Raw genomic sequence first — 1,743 nt, forward strand, 5'->3', positions numbered from 1 at the left:
CAGGAGGTCTGCGTCCGGGGCGGGCGCTATGTGCAAGGCGGCGGCTGCCTGACCGTCGGTGTCGCCGGCCTCGTGCAGAGCGGCGGCTTCGGCAGCTTCTCCAAGGCGTTCGGCACGGCTGCCGCCAGCCTGCTGGAGGCCGAGATCGTGACGGCCGACGGCACGGTGCGAACCGTCAACGCCGTCCAGGAGCCCGACCTCCTGTTCGCGCTCAAGGGCGGTGGCGGCGGCACGTTCGGCGTGGTCACCCGGCTGACGCTGGCGACCCACGACCTGCCGCCTACGCTGGGCGCGGTGTTCGCCGAGATCCGCGCCAGCTCGCCGGCCGCGTTCCGGCAGCTGATCGCCGAGATGCTATCCTTCTACGCCGAGAACCTGCTCGATCCGCATTGGGGCGAGCAGATCATCCTGCGCCCCAACAACGTCCTGGCTCTGTCCATGTCGCTCCAGGGCCTGAATCAGGCGGCGGCGGAACGGACCTGGGCACCGTTCTGGGCCAGACTGCGCGCTGAGCCGGAAGCCTTCAGCTTCACGGCGGAACCGACCATCCTGGCGGTACCGGCACGCAGCTACTGGGATCCCGCCTTTCTGCGCACCCTGCCCGGCGTGGTGCTCGGTGACGACCGGCCGGGAGCGCCGGCGGAGCGCATTTTCTGGGCGGGCAACCGGGAAGAAGCGGGGCAGATCCTGCATGCCTACCAGTCCGCCTGGCTCGGCGCGGACCTGCTCGCCGAGGAACGGCGTGACGGTCTGGCAGCGGCCCTGTTCGCCGCGAGCCGGCACTGGAGCCTGTCGCTGCACACGAACAAGGGATTGGCCGGCAGTCCCGCGAGCGTCGAAAGCGCCGCCGCCGCAACGGCGATGAACCCGGCCATGCGCCATGCCTTCGCGCTGGTGATCTGCGGTGCGGAGGGTCCACCCGCCTATCCGGGGATTCCCGGCCACGAGCCGGACGTGGCGCGGGCACGGCAGGATGCGGCACGGGTGCGCGCAGCCATGGCCTCCCTGAAGGAGCGGGTCCCGACCGGAGGCAGCTATCTGGCGGAGAGCGACTTCTTCGAGCCAGACTGGCAGCAGGCATTCTGGGGCGCCAACCATGCCAGGCTGGCCGAGATCAAGCGCCGCTACGATCCCGATGGCATGTTCACCATCCACCATGGAGTACAGGCAGCCGGCTAACCGGCCCGCCTCAACGCGCGACCGGCCGCGTCTGTGCCAGATGATGGGCGAACAAGGCCGCCACCGCGCAGGACGCCATGCGGGTGCGGACATTGTCGGCGCGGCTGGTCAGGATGATCGGTACCCTGGCCCCCACCACCACGCCCGCGGCATCGGCACCGGCCAGGAAGGACAGGTTCTTGGCCAGCATGTTGCCGGCCTCCAGGTCCGGGACCACCAGCACCTGGGCGCGGCCCGCGACCTGGCCGCCGATCCCCTTGATCGTCGCCGCCTCCGGGCTGATCGCGTTGTCCAGCGCCAGCGGCCCGTCCAAGAGCCCGCCCACGATCTGGCCCCGCTCGGCCATCTTGCACAAGGCCGCCGCCTTGATCGTGCTCGGGATCTTCGGGTTGATCGTCTCCACCGCCGAAACGATAGCGACCCTGGGTGGGCCCAGGCCCAGCCCCTGATGCAGGTCGATCACGTTGCGCACGATGTCAGCCTTGGTTGCCAGGTCCGGGAAGATGTTGATCGCTGCGTCGGTGATGAACAAAGGCTCCGGGTAGCCTGGCACGTCCATGATGA

General features: G+C 69.5%; 2 protein-coding genes. One reads left to right on the forward strand and one right to left on the reverse strand.

Annotated elements, in window-relative coordinates; genetic code table 11:
* Positions 1 to 1,179: BBE domain-containing protein (locus tag EQG76_RS26960; RefSeq protein ID WP_159718035.1), on the forward strand; the 1,179-nt coding region annotated here is incomplete at its 5' end.
* Positions 1,180 to 1,189: 10 nt separating this feature from the next.
* Here the strand turns inward: EQG76_RS26960 and EQG76_RS26965 are convergent.
* Positions 1,190 to 1,743: bifunctional enoyl-CoA hydratase/phosphate acetyltransferase (locus EQG76_RS26965; RefSeq protein ID WP_159718037.1), on the reverse strand; the 554-nt coding region annotated here is incomplete at its 5' end.

The organism is Geminicoccus flavidas (assembly GCF_009806515.1).
Classification (GTDB): Bacteria; Pseudomonadota; Alphaproteobacteria; order Geminicoccales; family Geminicoccaceae; genus Geminicoccus; species Geminicoccus flavidus.